The sequence below is a fragment of the Bradyrhizobium sp. UFLA06-06 genome (assembly GCF_054820065.1).
This window is the reverse complement of the sequence record NZ_JADFUD010000036.1, coordinates 1-16335: the sequence shown is the minus strand read 5'-3', so window position 1 is coordinate 16335 and position 16335 is coordinate 1. Positions and strand designations below refer to the sequence as shown.

Genomic DNA, 16335 nt, shown 5'->3' with positions numbered 1-16335 from the left:
CGCACTTGATCACAGGCCGGCTGGTATGCCAACCGCTTGGTGGACATGGCCGCTCCCATCCGCGTGATCATGCCGGAACGGCGGCGGGACTGTTGACGGCATGGCAGGCGACGCCGTCGATCAGTTCCGGCGTCTTCTGGCGGCAGAGATCGAAGGCGAGGGGACAGCGCGGGTTGAACGAGCAGCCCTGCGGCGGATCGATCGGATTTGGAATCTCGCCCTTCACCGGGATGCGCTGGCGGCCGGACATCGCAAGGTCCGGAACCGCGCCGAGCAGCATCTTCGTGTAGGGCATCCGCGGGTTCTCGAACAATTCCCGACCCTCGGCGATTTCGACGATGCGGCCGAGATACATCACGCCGATCCGGCTCGCCATGTGGCGGACCACCGCGAGATTGTGGCTGATGAAGAGATAGGTGAGGCCGAACTTGTCCTGCAGGTCGCGCATCAGATTGAGGATCTGCGCCTGCACGGAGACGTCGAGCGCTGAGGTCGGCTCGTCGCAGACGATGAACTCGGCCTCGGATGCCAGCGCGCGGGCGATCGCGATGCGCTGGCGCTGGCCGCCGGAAAATTCGTGCGGGAATTTTTGGCCGTCGTCGGGGTGCAGGCCGACCAGCGAGAGCAATTCGCCGACCCGGGCCTTGATGTCGCGCTCGCCCTGGATCAGGTCGAAGGCGCGGATCGGCTCGGCGACGATGGCGGCGACCCGGTAGCGCGGATTGAGGCTCGCATAGGGATCCTGAAAAACCATCTGGATGCGCCGGCGCAAGCGGCGGCGCGCCTGGCCCTGCCGCGGGTCGGTCATCGAGACCCCGTCGATGACGACCTCGCCCGAACTCGGCGGCAGCAGGCCGACCACCATGCGCGCGACCGTGGTCTTGCCGGAACCGGATTCGCCGACCAGCGCGAAGGTCTCGCCGCGCTTGATGTCGAAAGAGACGCCGTCGACGGCTTTCAGGAATTCGAGATGGCCGCCCTCGATCACGCGGTTGAGCCACGGCTTGGAGACGTCGAAGACGCGGCGCAGGTTCCTGACCTCGATCAATGTCCCGCTCATGCCGCCGTCTCCTTCGCCGGCTCGAACAGATGGCAGGCGACGGATTGCGTGCCCTGCCGGATCGGCTCGGGGCGTTCGACGTGGCAGCGATCGAAGGCAAACGCGCAGCGCGGATTGAACGGGCAGCCTGGCGGAATCGCCGACAGCCGCGGCATCGAGCCGGGGATCTGCACCAGGCGCTTGTCCTCGCCGGCGAGGGTCGGGATCGCGCCCATCAGGCCCTTGGCATAGGGATGCAGCGGGTTGCGCACCACCTCCTGCACCGGGCCGATCTCGGCGATGCGGCCGGAATACATCACCGCCACGCGGTCACAGGTCTCGGCGATCACGCCCATGTCGTGGGTCACCAGCATCACGGCGGTGCCGTGGTCGCGGCCGAGCCGCTTGATCAGCGCGATGATCTGCGCCTGCACGGAGACGTCGAGCGCGGTGGTCGGCTCGTCGGCGATGATCAGTTCGGGCTCGGCGCAGATCGCAAGCGCGATCACGACGCGCTGGCGCATGCCGCCGGAGAATTCGTGCGGATAGCCGTCGATGCGCTTTTCCGGCGCAGGAATGCCGACCTCGGCCAACAGATCGATGGCGCGCCTGCGCGCGGCGCTCTCGCTGAGATTGCTGTGGGTGCGAATGGTCTCGACGATCTGGTCGCCGATCCGGTAGAGCGGATTGAGGCTGGTCAGCGGATCCTGGAAGATCATGCCGATCCGCTTGCCCCTGATGCGGCGGATCTCCTCCGGCGGAAGATGGTCGATCCGCGTGCCCGATAGTTCGATCTCGCCGCCGGAAATGCGGCCGGGCGGATCGATCAGCCCGATCACGGCTAGCCCCGTGACCGATTTGCCGGCGCCGGACTCGCCGACCACGCCGAGCACCTCGCCCTTGGCGATGTCGAACGACACGCCGTTGATGGCGCGCAAGGTCGCACGGCGGGTGACGAATTCCACCTCGAGATTGCGCACGGAAAGAACAGGCTTGGTCATCGGAGCTTTGGATTGAGGGCGTCGCGCAGCCAGTCGCCGAGCAGGTTGATGGAGAGGATCAGGCCGGCCAGCGCAATGCCGGGGAAGGCGACGATCCACCATTCGCCGGCGAACAGATAGTTGTTGCCGATCCGGATCAGGGTGCCGAGCGAGGGCATGGTGTCGGGCATGCCGGCGCCAAGGAATGACAGCGTCGCCTCGGTGATGATCGCGAGCGCGAGGTTGATGGTGGCGATGACGAGGATCGGGCCCATCGTGTTCGGCAGCACGTGCCGCAGCATGATCTTCGGCGCCGGCAGGCCGATCAGCTGCGCCGCGGCCACGTAATCCTTGTTCTTCTCGACCATCACCGAACCGCGCACGGTGCGGGCATATTGCACCCAGAAACTGAGGCCGATCGCGATGATGAGGACGCCGAGCGTGCTCATCTCGTCGAGCCGGTTGCCGAGCAGCGATTTGGCGACGCCGTTGACCAGCAGCGCGATCAGGATCGCGGGGAAGGTGAGCTGCACGTCGGCGATCCGCATGATCACGGTGTCGACCACGCCGCCGAAATAGCCTGCGATCAGCCCGAGGGCGATGCCGAGCGCGCCGGCAAAGACCACGCCGGCCAAGCCGACCGCAAGGGAGATGCGCAGGCCGTAAAGGATCGCCGAGAGCACGTCGCGGCCCTGCTCGTCGGTGCCGAGCAGGAACGGGCTTTGGCCGTCGGCGGTCCACAGCGGCGCGATCCGCGAGTTGATCAGCTGCAGCTGCGCCGGGTCGAACGGGTTCTGCACCGCGAGCCATGATGCGAAGATTGCGAGCAGAAAGAACAGCAGCGTGATCACGGCGGCGACCATCGTCAGCCTGGAGCGGCGGAACGAATAGAAGATGTCGCTGTCGAGCGCGCGCTTGAACCAGCCGGCGGGTGCCTGGTGGCCTTCGGAGCGATGGGGGACGACGGCGTCGGACATCGGTCAGCCCCTCACGCCGCGCGGCCGACGGTCGAGCGCAAGCGCGGATCGACCACGGTGTAGAGGATGTCGACCACGAGATTGATGGTGACGAAGATCAGCGAGACCATCAACAGATACGCGGCCATGATCGGGATATCGACATTTTGCACGGCCTGCACGAACAGAAGTCCCATGCCCGGCCATTGGAACACGGTTTCGGTGATGATCGAGAAAGCAATAACCGAGCCAAACTGCAGGCCGGCCACCGTGATCACCGGAACCAGGGTGTTCTTCAGCGCATGGCCGAAATGGATCGCGCGCGTGGTCAGCCCGCGGGCGCGGGCGAAGCGGATATAGTCGGTCCGCAACACTTCCAGCATTTCGGCGCGCACCAGCCGCATGATCAGGGTCATCTGGAACAGCCCGAGCGTGATCGCCGGCATGATCAGCGCCTTCAGGCCCGAGACGGTGAGCAGTCCGGTGGTCCACCAGCCGAGCTTCACCACCTCGCCGCGGCCGAACGAGGGCAGCCAGCCCAAGGTCACCGCGAACAGATAGATCAGGAGGATGCCGATCAGGAAGGTCGGCAGCGAAATGCCGATCAGCGATACCGCCTGGAATAATTTGGCAAGCACGGTGTCGCGGCGCAGCGCCGAATAGACCCCCATCAGGATGCCGGCCACCATCGCGAACAGCGTCGCGCAGATCGAAAGCTCCAGCGTCGCCGGCAGCCGCTCCGCCAGCAGCGAGGAGACCGGCAGGCGGAACTGGTAGGACACGCCGAACTTGAACTGCAGCGCATTGATGAAGTAGCGGCCGAACTGCACCAGCACGGGATCGTCAAGGCCGAGCGACTGCCGGATTTCAGCGCGCTGCGCGGCCGAGGTGTCGATCGAGACGATCTGGTTCACCGGGTCGCCGGCGAAGCGGAACATCGCGAACGCAATCACGCCCACGGCGAGCATCACGCCGATCGCCTGCAGGAAGCGGCGAAGAGTGAAAGCCAGCATCTCTACCTTTCACTGCTTTTGACATTCGGCGCGCGGCTTTGCGCGGCCGGAAAACGAGCGGTCCCGGAAGCCTGCGCTTCCGGGACCCAATTCGCCAGAGCCACTATTCACCCTGTTTGGTCGCCCAGTAGAGCAGCACCTGGTTGTCCGCGCGCTGGGTCAATTTGACCTTTTTCGACACGCCCCACACCAGCGGTTGCTGATGCAGCGGAATGTAGCCGTAATCCTTGATGACGATGTCGTAGGCCTGCTTGATCAACTGGTCGCGCTTGGCAGTGTCGCCCTCGATCAGGACCTTGTCGGTGAGCGCGTCGACTTCCTTGTTGCAATAGCCGCCGAGATTGGCCTCGCCCCGGGTGGCATCCTTCGGATCGTCGCGGCAGCCGAGGATGTCGTGCAGCACGTTGTGCGAGTCGGACGTCGCGGGCGTCCAGCCCAGCATGAAGAACGAGGTCTGGTAGCCGCCGGGCTTCAGCACCTTGGCGAAATACTGCGCCTTCGGCTGCGCCAGCAGGTTCACCTTGACGCCGATGCGGGCCAGCATGCCGACCACCGCCTGGCAGATCGCGGCGTCGTTGACATAGCGGTCGTTCGGGCAGTCCATCGTGACTTCGAAGCCGTTCGGATAGCCGGCGTCGGCCAGCAGCTTCTTGGCACCATCGGGATCGAGCTTCGGCCGGGTGAATTCCTTCGACAGCGGATAGAGCTCGGGGGCGATCATCAACGTCGAGGGGGTCGACATGCCGCGCATGACGCGGGTCTTGATCAGATCGACGTCGATGGTCTTGTAGAATGCTTCGCGGACGCGGATGTCCTTGAACGGATTCTTGCCCTTGATGTTGGAATACAGCAGCTCGTCGCGCGCCGTATCCATGCCGATGAAGATGGTGCGAATCTCCGGCGCGGTCATGACGGTGGCGACGCCGCTGGAATTGACGCGCTGGATGTCCTGGAGCGGAACCGGTTCGATCACGTCGACTTCGCCCGAGAGCAGCGCGGCCACGCGGGTGGCGTCGGAGCCGATCGGCGTGAAGATAATCTCCTTGAGATTATGCTCGGGCTTGCGCCAATAGCCGGCAAACGCCTTGAACACGGTCTTCACGCCTGGCTGGTGGCTCTCGATCGTGAAGGGGCCGGTGCCGTTCTCGTGCAGCGCCGCGTAGCTCGGCGTGGTTGCGGAGGCCGGCGTCGGTGCAACCGAGTTGTTCTCCTCGGACCACTTCTTGTCCATGATGTACCAGCTATCCCACTGCGAGATCAGGATGGGATTGGGCGAGTCCAGCGTCACGTCGACGGTGTAGTCGTCGACCTTGCTGAACTTGGCGTCGGCCGGGACGTTGCTGAGGAAATTCGAGCCCTTGGCGCGGACGCGCTCGGCCGAGAACAGCACGTCGTCGGCGGTGAAGGGGTCGCCATTGTGGAATTTCACGCCCTTGCGCAGATGGAAGCGCCATTTGGTCGGGCTCAGCGTCTCCCAGCTTTCCGCCAGGGCCGGAATGATCTTGAGGTCCTTGTCGCGCGCGGTGAGGCCTTCGTAGACGTGGGCGTGGTGCGCGATCGTCGTGGTTTCCTTCAGCGTGTAGGGATCCAGCGACTTCAGCTCGCCCTGGTTCGCATACTTCAACGTCTGGGCCGATGCCGGCCAAGCAAAGGCAACGAATGCGACGGCAGCCGCCGCAAAACTCCAACGTACCGACATGTGATCCCGCGTCCCCGTTTTTGTCCGCCGGCTGCTGTGTCCGGCTGGTATTATCGATCCATGTTGCCAGAGTTTACCGGCTGCGCAAGCGCGATTTGCCAAAGGGTTAACCGGTTTGCGCGGGTGCAGCGCAATGAAGCGATCTAAGAGCAGGCGGCAGGCGCGAACGCGTGACATTCGACTTTCGGAGTGCCCGCTTGTCGCTCCCGGGAATGATCGCGGGCGCGCCGCGTTATGCCGGCCGCTCCAACCAGTTTGGAGCAGCGGCTCCAAACGGTTTGGTTGACCATAACGGATGATTGAGGCCGACTGCCCCCCGGGGCAGGTACGGCTCGCTTGCGCAACTCGCCCCGTCGCGGCGATACTATGGCGGGCCAAGGCGCATTTGAGGAGGCGGATATGAAGGTCAACGTTGAGATAGATTGTACGCCCCTCGAAGCGCGGCAGTTCTTCGGCCTGCCGGATGTGGCGCCGATGCAAACCGCCGTCATGGACAAGCTGCAGCAGCAGATGCTGTCGAACATCGAGAAGATTTCGCCGGAATCGCTGATGCAGAGCTGGTTCACCTTCGATCCCAAGCTCGCCGAGCGCTTCCAGGACATGTTCGTGGCGATGGCCGGCTTCGGCGGCGCGAGCAAGAAGAAATAGTGGCCGGCATGGACAGGAGCGTTGATGGGACCGAACGCCGGTTGCGCCCGCCGAGCCTGTTCCTGATGCTGGCGGAGGCGCGCGGCGTGCTCGAGCTCAATTCGAGCCTGCTGCTGTCGCCTTTGCTGATGCGGGCGCCGAGAGGCGATGGTCATCCGGTGCTCGCGCTGCCGGGCTTCCTCGCCAGCGACCTTTCGATGGCGCCGATGCGGCGCTATCTGAAGGAGCTCGGCTACGACGCCTATGCCTGGAACATGGGCCGCAATTTCGGCGGGATTTCCAGCAGGCGGGCTGCGCTGCGCGACCTGCTGAAGCGGGTCCATGAGGCGTCCGGGCGCAAGGTCTCGATCATCGGCTGGAGCCTCGGCGGCGTCTATGCGCGCGACCTGGCGTCGCAGATGCCGGAGCTGGTGCGCTCCATCATCACGCTGGGCAGCCCGTTCGCCGACGACATCCGCGCCACCAATGCGACGCGGCTCTATGAGCTGTTGTCCGGCGAAGCTGTGGGTGACATCCCTGAGATCCGCGCCGCGATCGCCGGCGACATGCCGGTGCCGACAACCTCGATCTATTCCCGCACCGATGGCATCGTGAACTGGCGGACCTCGCGCGTGCGGCCGTCGGCCACCGCCGAGAACATCGAGGTGCATTTCGCCAGCCATATCGGCCTCGGCGTCAATCCCGCGGCGCTGTGGGCGATTGCGGACCGGCTGGCCCAGCCGGAAGGGGAATTCCGGCATTTTGACCGCTCGGGCCCCTTTGCCATTGCCTACGGGCCGGCAGAACAGGCACTATCCTGACCAAAAGACGAGAAGCGCCGCCCAAGGCGCCCGCGTAAGTAGGCTCTCGGGAGGAGATCATGAGCGACGCCAAGAAGCTGTCCTCGCTGGACGCATCGTTTCTCTATCTGGAAACGCCGGAAATGCCGATGCATGTCGGCAGCATGGCGATCTTCCGCCTGCCCGACGGCTACAAGGGCGACTTCTTCGAGGAGTTCAAGGCGATGATCGCCTCGCGGCTGCACATCGCGCCGATCCTCAAGGCATGCCTGCAGAAGGCGCCGCTCGACATCGATCATCCGTCCTGGGTCGAGGACGATCAGTTCGACATCGACCGTCACATCTTCCGCGCCAGCCTGCCGGCGCCGCGCGATCGCGCGACGCTGGAGCGTATCGTCGGCTGGATGCACGCCAAGCTGTTGAACCGCGCCCGCCCGCTCTGGGAGTTCTACGTCTTCGAGGGCATGAAGGACAACGAGATCGGGCTCTATTCCAAGATGCACCATGCCTGCATCGACGGCGGCGCCGGCGCGGCGCTGACCAGCATGATCTACGACCTGACGCCGGTGCCGCGCGAGATCGAGCCGCCGAGCGCGAAGAAAGTCGCGCAGGAGCCGCGCGACATCGCGGCCAATCTGATCGATGCCTATCAGCAGCTCTGGACCCAGCCGTTCGAGGCCGCTGCCGCCGCGCAGAAGAGCCTGGAGCTGCCGCGTTCCGGCAAGAGCGACCTCGGCTCGATCCTGTTCGACAACGCCATGTTCCAGATCGAGAGCGCGGTGAAGTTCGCCGGCTCGATGCCGACGGTCATGAAGAGCCTGTCCGACGTCGTCGCCAAGGTCGCCGATCCGAGGTCGCGCGAGAGCCTGCAGGCGATGGCCTCGCCGCCGACCATCCTCAACAAGGCGATCTCGTCCGAACGCAGCTTTGCCGGCACCTCGATCTCGCTGTCGCGTGCCAAGGCACTGGCGAAGGCGTCCGGCGGCAAGCTCAACGACGTCGTGCTGGCGCTCGCCTCCGGCGTGGTGCGGCGCTATCTGATCAGCCAGGGCGCGCTGCCGAACAAGTCGCTGACGGCAGGTGTTCCGATCTCGCTGCGCGAGGAGGGCAATGCCGAATCCAACAACCAGGTGTTCGGCATGATCTGCTCGATCGCGACCGACATCGAAGACCCCAGGAAGCGGCTGGAAACCATCATCGCGCAGTCGACCAGGTCCAAGGAGATGTCGCATCCGCTGCGCGCCTTGGTGCCGCAGGTCACCAACATCTCGCTGCTGGGGGCGCCGATCCTGGTGCAGATCCTGGCGCTGCTCTACAGCCGCTCCGACCTCTCCAACGTGCTGCCGCCGGCCACCAACATCACGGTCTCGAACGTGCCGGGGCCGCGGCAGACGCTGTATGCGGCGGGTGCCGAGCTGCTGCACATCTTCCCGGTCTCGATCTCGACCCACGGCGTGGCGCTCAACATCACCGTGCAGAGCTACCGCGATCAGCTCGATTTCGGCTTCATCGTGGGCGCCAACATCATTCCCCACGTGCAGGTGATGTGCGACATGCTGCCGCTCGAGTTCGATGTACTCGAGGCGGCGTTCGCTCCCCCGCCTGCGGACATCAAGGGCGCAGCCGAATAAGGATCCCTGCCGATGATTGAGATGCCACCGCTGCAGTTCGCCGAGACGAACGGCATCCGCATGGGGTTTTATGAAGCAGGCCCCAAGACCGACACGCCGCCGGTGGTGCTGTGCCACGGCTGGCCTGAACTGGCGTTCTCCTGGCGCCACCAGATCAAGGCGCTGGGCGAGGCCGGCATCCGGGTGATTGCGCCGGATCAGCGCGGCTATGGCGCGACCGACCGGCCGGAGCCGGTCGAGGCCTACGACATGGAGCACCTGACCGGCGATCTCGTCGGCCTGCTCGACCATCTCAAGATCGACAAGGCGATCTTCGCCGGTCACGATTGGGGCGGCTTTGTCGTCTGGCAGATGCCGCTCAGGCATCCTGCGCGGGTCGCCGGCGTCGTCGGCGTCAACACGCCGCATTGGGACCGCGCGCCGATGGACCCGGTCGCGCTGTTCCGCCAACGCTTCGGCGACCACATGTACATCGTCCAGTTCCAGGATCCGGGGCGCGAGCCCGACCGCATCTTCGGCAGCCGCGTCGAGCAGACCTTCGACGCCTTCATGCGCAAGCCGGCGCCGCGTCCGGCGGACGCGCCGCCCGAACAGCCGATCGCCGGCGTCGGTGCCTCGGCGCGGCTCAATCTGGCGTTTCCGCAGATGATCGCGAATTACGACGCCAAGCATGATCCGCGCACGCCGATCCTGTCCGCGGACGAGAAAAAGGTGTTCGTCGACACCTTCACCAAGACCGGCTTCACCGGCGGCATCAACTGGTATCGCAATTTCACCCGCAACTGGGAGCGCTCGGCCGGGCTGGACCATCACGTCCGGGTGCCGTCGCTGATGATCATGGCCGAGAACGACGCGGTGCTGCCGCCCTCGGCCGCCGACGGCATGGAGCGGCTGGTGCCGGACCTCGAGAAGTACCTGGTCAAGGACAGCGGCCATTGGACGCAGCAGGAAAAGCCTGACGAAGTCAGCGCGAAGCTGATCGAATGGCGCAGAAAGCGGTTTGGGTGACGACGGGACACCAACGCCGTCATTGCGAGCGAAGCGAAGCAATCCATCGGTCCGCATACGAGGATGTATGGATTGCTTCGTCGCTTCGCTCCTCGCAATGACGAATAGGTGACAGGGGGCAATCTCGACATGGCGTCCGGCAACAGACTGAGTCCGATTCCGCATCCGCCGACGAAGCCGGTGGTCGGCAACATGCTGTCGCTGGACTCGACCGCGCCGGTGCAGCATCTCGTCAAGCTCTCCAAGGAGCTGGGACCGATCTTCTGGCTCGACATGATGGGCGCGCCGCTCGTGATCGTGTCCGGTCACGATCTGGTCGACGAGCTCTCCGACGAGAAGCGCTTCGACAAGGCGGTGCGCGGCTCGCTGCGCCGGGTGCGCGCGGTCGGCGGCGACGGCCTGTTCACCGCCGACACCAGGGAGCCGAACTGGAGCAAGGCGCACAACATCCTGATGCAGCCGTTCGGCAACCGCGCCATGCAATCGTACCACCCGAGCATGGTCGACATCGCCGAGCAGCTGGTCAAGAAATGGGAGCGCCTCAACGCCGACGAGGAGATCGAGGTCGTCCACGACATGACGGCGCTCACCCTCGACACCATCGGCCTCTGCGGCTTCGACTACCGCTTCAACTCGTTCTACCGCCGCGACTACCACCCGTTCGTGGAATCGCTGGTGCGCTCGCTCGAAACCATCATGATGACCCGCGGCCTGCCGCTCGAGGGTCTGTGGATGCAGAAGCGGCGCAAGACGCTGGCCGACGACGTCGCCTTCATGAACAAGATGGTCGACGAGATCATCGCCGAGCGGCGCGGCAACACCGCCGCGACCGACGACAAGAAGGACATGCTGGCGGCGATGATGACCGGCGTCGACCGCGCCACCGGCGAGCAGCTCGACGACGTCAACATCCGCTACCAGATCAACACCTTCCTGATCGCCGGCCACGAGACCACCAGCGGCCTGTTGTCGTGCACGATCTACGCGCTGCTGAAGCACCCGGAGGTGCTGAAGAAGGCCTATGAGGAGGTCGATCGCGTCCTTGGTCCCGACGTCAACGCGCGGCCGACCTATCAGCAGGTGACGCAGCTCACCTACATCACGCAATGTTTGAAGGAGGCGCTGCGGCTGTGGCCGCCGGCGCCGGCCTACGGCATCGCGCCTTTGGCCGATGAGATGATCGGCGGCAAGTACAAGCTGAAGAAGAACACCTTCATCACCATCCTGGTGATGGCGCTGCACCGCGATCCCAGCGTCTGGGGCCCGAACCCCGACGTGTTCGATCCCGAGAATTTCAGCCGCGAGGCGGAGGCCAAGCGCCCGATCAATGCCTGGAAGCCGTTCGGCAACGGCCAGCGCGCCTGCATCGGCCGCGGCTTTGCCATGCACGAGGCGGCGCTGGCGATCGGGATGATCCTGCAACGCTTCAAGCTGATCGACGTGCATCGCTATCAGATGCATCTGAAGGAGACGCTGACCGTCAAGCCGGATGGCTTCAGGATCAAGGTGCGGCCGCGCGACGACAAGGACCGCGGCGCGTTCGCCGGCGGCACGGGCGCGGTTGCGGCCGCGCCGAAGGCACCGCGCGCGCCGGCCACGCGCCCGGGCCACAACACGCCGATGCTGGTGCTGTACGGCTCCAATCTCGGCTCGGCCGAAGAACTGGCGACCCGCATGGCGGATCTGTCGGAGATCAACGGCTTCGCGACGCGGTTGGGTCCGCTGGACGACTATGTCGGCAAGCTGCCGGAGGAGGGCGGCGTGCTGATCATCTGCGCCTCCTACAACGGCGCGGCGCCCGACAACGCCACGCAGTTCGTCAAATGGCTCGATAGCGACCTGCCGAAGGATGCCTTCGCCAAGGTGCGCTACGCGGTGTTCGGTTGCGGCAACAGCGATTGGGCGGCGACCTACCAGTCGGTGCCGCGTTTCATCGACGAGCAGCTCACCAAACATGGCGCACGCGCGGTCTATCCGCGCGGCGAGGGCGATGCGCGCAGCGATCTCGACGGCCAGTTCCAGAAATGGTTCCCGGAGGCGGCCAAGGTCGCGACCAAGGAATTCGGCATCGACTGGAATTTCACCCGCACCGCCGAGGACGAGCCGCTCTATGCGATCGAGCCGGTGGCGCAGGGTGCGGTCAACACCATCGTGACGCAGGGCGGCGCGGTGCCGATGAAGGTGCTCGCCAACAGCGAGCTGCAGACCAAGGCAGGCGCCAATCCGTCGGAGCGTTCGACCCGGCATATCGAGGTCGAGCTGCCGGCCAGTCTGAAATACCGTGTCGGCGATCATCTTAGCGTGGTGCCGCGCAACGACCCGACATTGGTCGATTCCGTTGCGCGCCGCTTCGGCTTCCTGCCGGCCGACCAGATCCGCCTGCAGGTCTCGGAAGGCCGCCGCGCGCAATTGCCGGTCGGCAATGCGGTGTCGGTCGGGCGGCTGCTCACCGAGTTCGTCGAGCTGCAGCAGGTCGCGACCCGCAAGCAGATCCAGATCATGGCCGAGCACACCCGCTGCCCGGTGACCAAGCCGAAGCTGATGGCCTATGTCGGGGACGACGATGCCTCGGCCGCGCGCTATCGCACCGACGTCTTGGCGAAGCGCAAATCGGTATTCGACCTGCTCGAGGAATATCCGGCCTGCGAGCTGCCGTTCCACCTCTATCTCGAAATGCTGTCGCTGCTGGCGCCGCGCTATTATTCGATCTCGTCGTCTCCGGCCGGCGAGGCGCAGCGCTGCAGCGTCACCGTGGGCGTGGTGGAGGCGCCGGCAAGTTCCGGCCGCGGCATCTACAAGGGCATCTGCTCGAACTATCTGGCGCGCCGCCGTGCCGGCGACACTGTCCACGCCACCATCAAGGAGACCAAGGCGGGCTTCCGCCTGCCCGATGACAATGCCGTGCCGATCATCATGATCGGGCCGGGCACCGGGCTCGCACCGTTCCGCGGCTTCCTGCAGGAGCGCGCCGCGCGCAGGGCGCAGGGCGCGACGCTGGGGCCGGCGCTGCTGTTCTTCGGCTGCCGGCACCCCGCGCAGGACTTCATCTATGCGGATGAGCTGAAGGCGTTCGCAGCCGACGGCGTCAGTGAACTCCACACCGCCTTCTCACGTGCCGATGGCCCGAAGACCTATGTGCAGCACCTCGTCGCCGCGCACAAGGACCGGGTCTGGGAGCTGATCCAGAAGGGCGCGATCGTCTACGTCTGCGGCGACGGCGGCAAGATGGAGCCCGACGTCAAGGCGACCTTGATGTCGATCTATCGCGAGCGCACCGGTGTCGACACTGACGCCGCCGCGCGCTGGATCGAGGAAATGGGCACCAGGAACCGCTACGTGCTCGACGTCTGGGCAGGCGGGTAGGCTTGCGACCTAGGATGAGCGTGATGCATCCCCATCGTCGTCCCTGCGAAAGCAGGGACGACACTGAGTTTGTTGCGCCATTCGTGAGTCACTATTTCGCATTCTCCGGACGCGAGCTTCGCCCGCCCTGACGGCCATGTTACAAGCCGCCGCATGATTCCATGGGAAAAGATCGATACCGCGCGCATTCCCGGCACCGAGGGTGAATTGCGTCTGATGCGGCGTGGCCGCGAATTCTCGATCATGCTCGGCACCAACGAGCTGATGAACAGCCGCCTGTCGGGCTCGGAAGAGGCGCTGGCGACGCTTGCCGCGAAGAAGATCGAGAAGGTCGCACGGCCGCATTTTCTGATCGGCGGTCTCGGCATGGGCTTTACGCTGCGGGCCGCACTCGCCGTGCTCGGGCCCGAGGCGAGAATCGTGGTGGCCGAACTGGTGCCGGCTGTCGTTGCCTGGGCGCGAGGCCCGATGGCGGAGATCTTCGGCGACAGCCTGAACGATCCGCGCGTGAGCATCCGGGAGGAGGATGTTGCCAGCGTGATCGAACGCCAACCGCTCAGCTTCGATGCCATCTTGCTCGACGTCGATAACGGGCCTGAAGGTCTCACCCGTACGGCCAATGACGCGCTGTATGATGTCTCCGGGCTCAGGATCGCACACACGGCATTGCGCCGCGGCGGCGTGCTCGCCGTCTGGTCGTCCGGTCCGAATGCCAAGTTCCCGAAATCGCTGTCCCGGGCCGGGTTCGCGGTCAACGAAATTGCCGTCCGCGCCACCGGCCGGGGCCGCGGTGTCCGCCACGTGATCTGGATCGCGGTCAAGCAATAGCCGGCGTCCCGGCGCGCTCGCCAGCCTGATCATGCCAGCGGCCGAGCACAAGCCGTCACGATGCCTCAGAACATCGTGTTGCTGTTCGCCGGGTTTTCCGGAACTGGCTGCACCACGTCCCAATGCTCGACGATCTTGCCGTCCTCGAGCTTGAAGATGTCGACGATCGCATTGCCGCGGGTGCCGGGCTCGCGCACGGCGTGGACGTGCAGGATCACGTAGTCGCCGTCGACGAATGAGCGCTTGATTTCGCTGTGCGAGTTCGGAAACTTTTCGCGCAGGAAGCCGATGAACTTGCGGAAGCCTTCCGGGCCGTCGGCCGCGCCGGGATTGTGCTGCACATAGCGGTTGCCGACATAGGCGAGCGCTGCGTCGGCGTCCTTCTGGTTCAGCCCCTTCTCGTAGAACGCCAGCACCGCCTTGCGGTTGGCCTCCTGCTGCGCCTCGCCGGCGGCCGCCATTGCCGATGAAGATGCCAGCGCGAGGAGGAGAGCGGCGACGGCTGTCCGTGGCCGGAGGATGGTCTTCATCTAGTTGCTCCCGGTGGCTGAGCGGTGGATAGCGCTCTCTACAGCGTCCATGCCACGCCCGGAAGAACGCACTCCTGGCTCACATGGTTACCGGAAGATACCGGAGCCCCGTTCCGATTGAATCGGGACGGGGCTCTCGATTCTGGCTTTGGGGCGTTTTCTTCACGCGAACCGGGATCCACTTCGCTCGAAAACGCTCCGGCCTCACGCCGCCTTCGCCGCCGCGCCATGCGCGTGCTTGTCGATGGCGTCGATGATCTGCGGCCACATCGGGATCGGCAGGGCGTGGCCCATGCCCTCGATCATCACAAGCTTCGCGCCCGGGATCGAGACCGCGGTGTCCTTGCCGCCTTCAGGATGCACCAGCGGATCGATGGTGCCGTGGATCACCAGCGTCGGCGCCTTGACGCCGCGCAGGCGCTCCTTGCGGCTGCCGGAGGCGAGGATGGCGCGGAGCTGGCGGCCGACGCCCTCGGGATTGAGGCCGCGCTCATAGGTGCGCCGCGCGCGTTCGGGATCGAGCGCCTCATCCTCGGGAAACGATCCGTTGCGCAGGACTTTCCAGGTCTGCCCGAAGCGGACGAAATACTCTTCCTTGCTCTTCGGCGGTGGCGCCATCAGCACCGCGGTCGCCTCGCGGGTCGGCCCCGGGATCTTTGGATTGCCCGTGGTCGACATGATCGAGGTCAGCGAGCGCACGCGCTCGGGGAAGGTGATGGCAACCTCCTGCGCGATCATGCCGCCCATCGAGGCCCCGACCAGATGCGCGGTGCGGATGCCGAGCGCATCCATCAGCCCGATGGTGTCGCGGGCCATGTCGGCCAGCTTGTAGGGCGCTGCGACCGGGATCTTCAGGAAGCGGAGCTTGAGCAGTTCGAGCGCGGTCAGCCGCTTGCCGCCGCTCAGGCGGGAGGATTTGCCGATATCCCGGTTGTCGAATCGGATGACGCGAAAACCGCGCGCGGCGAGTTGGCGGCAGAACTCGTCGTCCCAATGGATCATCTGGGCGCCGAGGCCCATGATCAGGAGCAGCGGCTCGGCATTCGCATCGCCAAAAATCTCGTAGCAGATGTCGATGCCATTGGCGCGGATGATCTGCGGCGGCTGATGGGCGAGCGTGGTCACGGGCGTCCCCTGCTGGTGTCGCGGTCAGGAACCTCTATGCCACGGTTTGACGCAGCGCAGAAGAGCCTCGGCGTCGCTGGTCGCGCCGCGCAGTTGACCGATCAGCAGCAACAGTGTCGTATGGCAGAAACAAATGGAAGCGCGGCAAGCGCTCGGATTTGGTGTGGAGGAGCGCCGCATGGCCGACAAGGGCAACGACCCTGCCGTGATCTGGCAGACGATGATTGGCGAGATGGAGAAGGGGTTCAACTCCTTCGGCAACCAGCTCATGACCTCGCCGGAATTTTCCAAGGCGATGAACCAGGCCGGCGGCGTCGCGGCCGGCGCGCAGAAGCAGCTTGGCGAGCTGATGGAGAAATATCTGCTGGCGATGAACCTGCCGAGCCGCGCTCAGCTCGTCGGCATGGCCGAGCGCCTGCAATCGATGGAGAACCAGCTCAACGAGATCAAGACGCTGCTGCAGCAGGTGCACCACAATTCGCTGGCGCCGGACGACGGCCACGGCGCAACGCCGCGGCCACCGCGCACCAAGCAGCCGCCAGCGGAGGGAGGCAGCAAATGAATGCTCCCACCCCCTTTGATTTCGCCTCGATCTCCGAGCGGGTGCAGTCCGAGGTGCAGCGCGCGATCCAGCGCAGCATCAAGGGCGTCGAGTATTTCTCGAGCTCCGGCCCGTCGCTCGGCTCGACGCCGAAGGACGTGCTGTATTCGCGCGGCACCATGAACCTCTATCACT

14 protein-coding genes and 1 pseudogene are annotated in these 16335 nt (G+C 65.1%); 8 read left to right on the top strand and 7 right to left on the bottom strand.

What is annotated here, in order from left to right:
• Nucleotides 1-67: 67 nt before the first annotated feature.
• From IF803_RS26900 to IF803_RS26880, 5 genes are all read right to left on the bottom strand, one after another.
• Nucleotides 68-1060 (bottom strand): ABC transporter ATP-binding protein, encoded by a 993-nt coding sequence (locus tag IF803_RS26900; RefSeq protein ID WP_069276165.1) that lies wholly within the window; start codon nt 1058-1060, stop codon nt 68-70.
• Nucleotides 1057-2040: an ABC transporter ATP-binding protein gene (locus tag IF803_RS26895; protein WP_461194122.1), complete on the bottom strand. Its 984-nt coding sequence runs from the start codon at nt 2038-2040 to the stop codon at nt 1057-1059. Before IF803_RS26895 ends, IF803_RS26900 begins: the two co-directional genes overlap by 4 nt.
• Nucleotides 2037-2996 carry an ABC transporter permease gene (locus tag IF803_RS26890; protein ID WP_461194120.1) on the bottom strand — a complete coding sequence of 320 codons (960 nt, stop codon included), beginning with the start codon at nt 2994-2996 and terminating at the stop codon, nt 2037-2039. Before IF803_RS26890 ends, IF803_RS26895 begins: the two co-directional genes overlap by 4 nt.
• A gap of 11 nt (nt 2997-3007) precedes the next feature.
• Entirely contained in the window at nt 3008-3988 is a 981-nt protein-coding gene (locus IF803_RS26885; RefSeq protein ID WP_038383837.1) for an ABC transporter permease, read from the bottom strand.
• 103 nt (nt 3989-4091) lie between these two features.
• On the bottom strand, nt 4092-5687 hold the full coding sequence (locus tag IF803_RS26880; protein ID WP_461194119.1) for an ABC transporter substrate-binding protein: 1596 nt from the start codon (nt 5685-5687) through the stop codon (nt 4092-4094).
• Between the two features lie 399 nt (nt 5688-6086).
• On the opposite strand from IF803_RS26880, the gene IF803_RS26875 reads away from it, so the two are divergent.
• The 6 genes from IF803_RS26875 (at nt 6087) to IF803_RS26850 (ending at nt 13944) form a co-directional block, all read left to right on the top strand.
• A complete protein-coding gene (locus IF803_RS26875; protein ID WP_018270495.1) occupies nt 6087-6335 on the top strand; it encodes a DUF6489 family protein in 249 nt (82 codons plus the stop codon).
• 8 nt (nt 6336-6343) lie between these two features.
• The gene (locus IF803_RS26870; protein WP_028338800.1) at nt 6344-7135 is read left to right on the top strand and encodes an alpha/beta hydrolase; all 792 of its coding nucleotides are present in this window, start codon (nt 6344-6346) and stop codon (nt 7133-7135) included.
• A 59-nt stretch (nt 7136-7194) separates the two neighbouring features.
• A complete protein-coding gene (locus IF803_RS26865; protein ID WP_461194118.1) occupies nt 7195-8745 on the top strand; it encodes a WS/DGAT/MGAT family O-acyltransferase in 1551 nt (516 codons plus the stop codon).
• Nucleotides 8746-8757: 12 nt separating this feature from the next.
• Entirely contained in the window at nt 8758-9753 is a 996-nt protein-coding gene (locus tag IF803_RS26860; RefSeq protein WP_461194117.1) for an alpha/beta fold hydrolase, read from the top strand.
• A 129-nt stretch (nt 9754-9882) separates the two neighbouring features.
• A complete protein-coding gene (locus IF803_RS26855; RefSeq protein ID WP_461194165.1) occupies nt 9883-13116 on the top strand; it encodes a bifunctional cytochrome P450/NADPH--P450 reductase in 3234 nt (1077 codons plus the stop codon).
• Between the two features lie 153 nt (nt 13117-13269).
• Nucleotides 13270-13944 carry a spermidine synthase gene (locus tag IF803_RS26850; RefSeq protein ID WP_461194116.1) on the top strand — a complete coding sequence of 225 codons (675 nt, stop codon included), beginning with the start codon at nt 13270-13272 and terminating at the stop codon, nt 13942-13944.
• A 65-nt stretch (nt 13945-14009) separates the two neighbouring features.
• Here IF803_RS26850 and IF803_RS26845 read toward each other — a convergent pair whose 3' ends face one another.
• Both IF803_RS26845 and IF803_RS26840 read right to left on the bottom strand, forming a co-directional pair.
• Nucleotides 14010-14474 carry a nuclear transport factor 2 family protein gene (locus IF803_RS26845; RefSeq protein ID WP_461194115.1) on the bottom strand — a complete coding sequence of 155 codons (465 nt, stop codon included), beginning with the start codon at nt 14472-14474 and terminating at the stop codon, nt 14010-14012.
• A gap of 204 nt (nt 14475-14678) precedes the next feature.
• Nucleotides 14679-15599: an alpha/beta fold hydrolase gene (locus IF803_RS26840; RefSeq protein ID WP_028331820.1), complete on the bottom strand. Its 921-nt coding sequence runs from the start codon at nt 15597-15599 to the stop codon at nt 14679-14681.
• A gap of 178 nt (nt 15600-15777) precedes the next feature.
• On the opposite strand from IF803_RS26840, the gene IF803_RS26835 reads away from it, so the two are divergent.
• Nucleotides 15778-16161, top strand: a complete 384-nt coding sequence (locus tag IF803_RS26835) for a hypothetical protein (RefSeq protein ID WP_028338794.1) — start codon at nt 15778-15780, stop codon at nt 16159-16161.
• A pseudogene (locus IF803_RS26830) lies at nt 16158-16335 on the top strand (poly-beta-hydroxybutyrate polymerase); the annotation flags it as partial. The gene IF803_RS26835 and the pseudogene IF803_RS26830, both read left to right, overlap by 4 nt.

Excerpts from the sequence above, each read along its gene's own strand:
- IF803_RS26835 (WP_028338794.1), top strand. The coding sequence starts at position 15,778 with ATGGCCGACAAGGGCAACGACCCTGCCGTGATCTGGCAGACGATGATT.
- IF803_RS26870 (WP_028338800.1), top strand. The coding sequence starts at position 6,344 with ATGGACAGGAGCGTTGATGGGACCGAACGCCGGTTGCGCCCGCCGAGC.
- IF803_RS26855 (WP_461194165.1), top strand. The coding sequence starts at position 9,883 with ATGGCGTCCGGCAACAGACTGAGTCCGATTCCGCATCCGCCGACGAAG.
- IF803_RS26850 (WP_461194116.1), top strand. The coding sequence starts at position 13,270 with ATGATTCCATGGGAAAAGATCGATACCGCGCGCATTCCCGGCACCGAG.
- IF803_RS26895 (WP_461194122.1), bottom strand. The coding sequence starts at position 2,040 with ATGACCAAGCCTGTTCTTTCCGTGCGCAATCTCGAGGTGGAATTCGTC.
- IF803_RS26860 (WP_461194117.1), top strand. The coding sequence starts at position 8,758 with ATGATTGAGATGCCACCGCTGCAGTTCGCCGAGACGAACGGCATCCGC.
- IF803_RS26890 (WP_461194120.1), bottom strand. The coding sequence starts at position 2,996 with ATGTCCGACGCCGTCGTCCCCCATCGCTCCGAAGGCCACCAGGCACCC.
- IF803_RS26845 (WP_461194115.1), bottom strand. The coding sequence starts at position 14,474 with ATGAAGACCATCCTCCGGCCACGGACAGCCGTCGCCGCTCTCCTCCTC.
- IF803_RS26900 (WP_069276165.1), bottom strand. The coding sequence starts at position 1,060 with ATGAGCGGGACATTGATCGAGGTCAGGAACCTGCGCCGCGTCTTCGAC.
- IF803_RS26865 (WP_461194118.1), top strand. The coding sequence starts at position 7,195 with ATGAGCGACGCCAAGAAGCTGTCCTCGCTGGACGCATCGTTTCTCTAT.
- IF803_RS26875 (WP_018270495.1), top strand. The coding sequence starts at position 6,087 with ATGAAGGTCAACGTTGAGATAGATTGTACGCCCCTCGAAGCGCGGCAG.
- IF803_RS26880 (WP_461194119.1), bottom strand. The coding sequence starts at position 5,687 with ATGTCGGTACGTTGGAGTTTTGCGGCGGCTGCCGTCGCATTCGTTGCC.
- IF803_RS26885 (WP_038383837.1), bottom strand. The coding sequence starts at position 3,988 with ATGCTGGCTTTCACTCTTCGCCGCTTCCTGCAGGCGATCGGCGTGATG.